Origin of the sequence: Protofrankia sp. Cj3, assembly GCF_917627355.1 — a bacterium.
Classification (GTDB): Bacteria; Actinomycetota; Actinomycetes; order Frankiales; family Frankiaceae; genus Protofrankia.
In genome coordinates this window covers 1-4,000 of the sequence record NZ_CAKJTR010000288.1, presented here as the reverse complement: position 1 = coordinate 4,000, position 4,000 = coordinate 1, and the positions used below count along the sequence as shown (strand labels likewise).

Below are 4,000 nucleotides of genomic sequence, written 5' to 3'. Positions count from 1 at the left end.
CTCGACACGGCCATGTAGGCGGCGAGTTTCGACGAGCCCTTCGCCAGCAATGGCGACGTCAGGTTGAATGACGGCCGAGAATGATCGACGAGCTGACTGTACACGTAGAAGGGCGGCTGGGGCTGGTTCTGGTTGTCCGGCGACGGCGAGACCGCCCAGAAGTCCTCCTGGGAATAGAACTCACGCGGGTCGCGCACGTGATAGGAGGCAAGGAGATCCCGCTGGACCTTGAAGAAGTCCTCCGGGTAGCGCAGATGCTCCAGCAGCCCGGCCGGAATGTCCTTCTTCGCCCTGACCGTGCCGGGGAACGCGCTCATCCAGGTCCTGAGCACCGGGTCGGACTCGTCCCAGGCGTAGAGCGTGACATTTCCGTCGTACGCGTCAACGGTGGCCTTCACCGAGTTCCGGATGTAGTTGACCTCGCTGGCCCCCTGCGCGGACCGGTTTGACGCACGGCTCGTCACGGCGTCCGCGGTGACCGAACCGAGTGTCTTGCGCTCGGCATAAGGATATCCATCGGAGGTGGTGTAGCCGTCGAGAATCCACACGACCCTCCCGTTGACGACCGCCGGGTAGGGATCGCCGTCGAGGGTGAGCCAGGGCGCGACCTGGCTCACCCGGTCACGCGGATTACGCACGTACAGGATGCGGGATTTCCCGGTGATGTCACTGGACAGCAGTATGTTCTTCTCCTGGAAGCGCAGCGCGAACAACGCCCGGCGGAACGTCGACCCGATCGACACGCCGCCGGCACCGTCGTAGGTTGTCGTCGACTGGCTGTCCGCGGTGACGCCCGGCCCGTCGATCTCCGCCTGCTTCGTACCGACGATCGAGTACCCCGGAGACATCTCGCCGAAGTAGATCCGGCTCTCGGTCAGGCCCAACGGCCCGGTGGGCGGCAGGTTCTGCTCCGCGAAGTTCGGCCGCCCGGAGGTGTCGACGGTGTTCGCCGGCGCCGCGACGAATCCCTTGCCATGCGTATACGTCAGATGCAGATTGATCCAGTTACGCTGCTGCTCGGTGAGACCGTTCTGGTCGAGTTCCCGGACCGAGACCACATAGTCGTGGGTCGCGCTCTGCCCGTCCGGTCCGGTGGCCGTGTAGCGGTCGATATCCAGCGACGGCGGGAAGCCGTAGTAACCACGGATCTGCTGCAGCTGGTCGTACGTCCGGGACAGCCGGTTGGGGTCCAGCAGGCGGGCGTTGGACAGCGTCGCCGAATCCGCACCGAGTTTCGCGGCGTCGGGCACGGTACTGGCGTCATACGGCAACGGGGCTATCTGCTGGATCGCGTACGCCGCCCGGGTGGCCTCGATGTTGCGGGCGATGTAAGGGGCCTCCCGGGACGCCTCGTTCGGCCGGACCTGGAACTGTTGGACGATTGCCGGGTAGATTCCGCCGACCACCAGCGCCGACAGCACCAGTATCCCCGTGGACAGCAGGGGCAGCGTCCAGCCACGTTGGAAGATGTTGTAGATGAACAGCACCGCGCACAACAGCGAGATGAACAGGAGGATGAGCTTGGCCGGCAGGACGGCATGGGTGTCGGTGTAGGACGCGCCGTTGACAACCCCCCGCGAGGAGAACACGAGCCCGAAGCGGTCGAGGTAGTAGGCCCACGCCTTGAGCAGGGCAAGGAGCCCCAGCAGGACGGATATGTGCGCCTTCGCGGCCGGCACCACCCGCTCTCCCTGGGTCTGCAGCCGGATGCCGCCGAACAGGTAATGCGTCACCAGCGTCACCAGCAACGACAGCACCACGGTCGTCAGCAGGAAACCCAGCAGGAACCGCTGGAACGGGTATGTGAAAGCATAGTAACTGATGTCACGGTGAAACTGCGGGTCACGTTGCCCGAAGGGCTCGCCGTTCAGCCACAACAACCACGTCCGCCAGCGGCCGGACGCCGAGACACCCGCTACGATACCGAACAGGGCCGAGACCCCGAACAGGATCAGAACTGTGTACGGTTCAACGGCGACTCGGTAGCGCTCGAGGTTTTGCTGCTCAAGCGACAGCGGGCGGATCGGTGGTCGCAGCCTGTACGCAAGCACAAGGTTGGTACCGATCGCCACCGCCATCAGGGCACCGAATATGACGAACAGCAGTATCCGCGTTGACAGGACGGTGTTGAAGACCTTGCCGAACCCGACCGACCGGAAGAAGAGCAGGTCGGTGTAAACCCGCGTGAAGACGCCCAGCAAAACGATCAGAACAATGACCACAAGCAGCGCGGGGATGAGGATGCGGGTACGCGCCACCAGTGGTCTGCGGGCTGCTGCCACTCGCTCCTCCTTGCGTCCGGGGCAGACGACCGGGTTGTCCACCTGGAAGGCAACCTACGCCAGTGCCCGGGTGGCGCCATCGGAGAGGATGCGCTCGTGACCAGCCCCGACATCAACGAGTTGACCGCTGTTGTGCTGGAGGTCGAACGGCACGTCGCCGATCTGGGCTGGGATCAGCCCAGTCAGGTCTACGCGTTGGCCGACACCGCCGAGCTCATCGCCCGCGAACCGGCCCTCGCCTCGCACATCGGCGACACCGCGCCCGGCTCACTCACCCCCGTCGAACAGGAGCCGCTGCCGGCCGGCCGTCTCGACGAGGTCCTGGCCGCAATCGGCTGGCCACCGGAGGTGCTTGGCTGCGTCCTCGTCACCGAACTCGTCGTCCTGCCGCCCAGCGCCGAGCAGGAGACTCCATACGATGAGCGGGATATCGAGATCTGGGCCGCCAGCCATCCCGAACGCCAGGACGTCCGGCTCGCGGTCGGAGTGACCCGGGACGGGCAACACGCGTCATGCCTGCGGGTCCGCGGCGACGACGAGCTGGTGGTCGATCCGGACCTCGCGGACAGCCTCGTGGACGGCCTGCTGGCGACCTTTCACTGACCGTCCCGTTCGCCGCTGGCTGGTGGAGCGGCTCAGCCAGCCAGCCGGGCAAGGCAATGATCAACAGCTCTGGACGGCGGCCTGGGGGTTATCCACGAGCGCCGTCAGGTCGCGGACAGCCCCCTTGAGGGTCTCGACCCGCACAAGCCGGAGGCCCGCCGGTGCCGATTCCCGAGCATCCGGACAGTTCGCCACCGGTACGAGAAAGACGACCGCGCCCGACCTGCGAGCGCCGAGCAGCTTCTGCTGGATGCCCCCGATCGGGCCGACCGTGCCGCCGGCGTCGATGGTACCGGTGCCCGCAATTGTGCGACCGTTGGTGAGTTGGCCTGGCGTAAGAAGGTCGACTATGCCGAGAGCGAACATAAGACCGGCGCTCGGCCCCCCCACGTCGGTCAATTTGATCTTAACCGTGAAAGGGTAGTTGCGCTTCTCCATCGTGCTGATGCCGATGACTGGACGCCTCGGGTCGTTGCGCGCCGCCACGGTGGTGATCGAGGTCTGGGCCGGCGCGCCGCCGTCACGGATGAAGGAGACGGTTACCGGCTGACCGGGATGAACCCGGACCACCGCATCCTGCACCTGTTGCGGAGTGGACACAGCGGTGCCGTCGACCGACACGATGACGTCACCCACGCGCAGCTTTCCCGCGGCGGGCGACGATGCATCCATGATCTGCTGCACGAGCACGGAGGTGCCGGTCGGGGTGATGCCGAGCTCGCCGAGAGCCGCGGAGGTGGCTTGATCCTGCGAATCGATCATAGCCGCGGTGTTCTCCTGCCGGGCCTCCTCGTCGCTCGTGCCCGGTGGCTGCAGCAGCTCCCGCGGGACCACGGCACGATCGGTGTCGAACCAGCCGTGGACCGCGTCCAGCACGCTCAGCTTGGGCACCTCCTCGACCGTGGTGAGCTCAAGCTTCCCGGATGTCGGATAGGTTTCGCGGCCGACAATCTCGATCAGCGGCTTGCCGTCGGGACGCCCGAGCGTGTCGGTCACCGGGCCGGGTGAAAGCATCACGAACGGCACAGGCAGCGACAAACCCACTACCGTGAGCACCAGCGCCAAGACAGACGCGACGAGAAGTGTCTGGATACGCCGCGTCATTCTGGCATTCT

Annotated in this window: 3 protein-coding genes; 1 reads left to right on the top strand and 2 read right to left on the bottom strand. The window is 65.7% G+C overall.

Annotated features, from left to right (window positions below; genetic code table 11):
* Positions 1 to 2,324: UPF0182 family protein (locus MJ783_RS22445; RefSeq protein ID WP_370651779.1), on the bottom strand; the 2,324-nt coding region annotated here is incomplete at its 3' end.
* Between the two features lie 54 nt (positions 2,325 to 2,378).
* Here MJ783_RS22445 and MJ783_RS22440 point away from each other — a divergent pair.
* Positions 2,379 to 2,885 (top strand): PPA1309 family protein, encoded by a 507-nt coding sequence (locus MJ783_RS22440; RefSeq protein WP_239313685.1) that lies wholly within the window; start codon positions 2,379 to 2,381, stop codon positions 2,883 to 2,885.
* A gap of 60 nt (positions 2,886 to 2,945) precedes the next feature.
* On the opposite strand, the gene MJ783_RS22435 is transcribed toward MJ783_RS22440, so the two are convergent.
* Positions 2,946 to 3,989 carry a PDZ domain-containing protein gene (locus MJ783_RS22435; RefSeq protein WP_239313686.1) on the bottom strand — a complete coding sequence of 348 codons (1,044 nt, stop codon included), beginning with the start codon at positions 3,987 to 3,989 and terminating at the stop codon, positions 2,946 to 2,948.
* Between the last annotated feature and the right edge of the window lie 11 nt (positions 3,990 to 4,000).

Excerpts from the sequence above, each read along its gene's own strand:
- MJ783_RS22435 (WP_239313686.1), bottom strand. The coding sequence starts at position 3,989 with ATGACGCGGCGTATCCAGACACTTCTCGTCGCGTCTGTCTTGGCGCTG.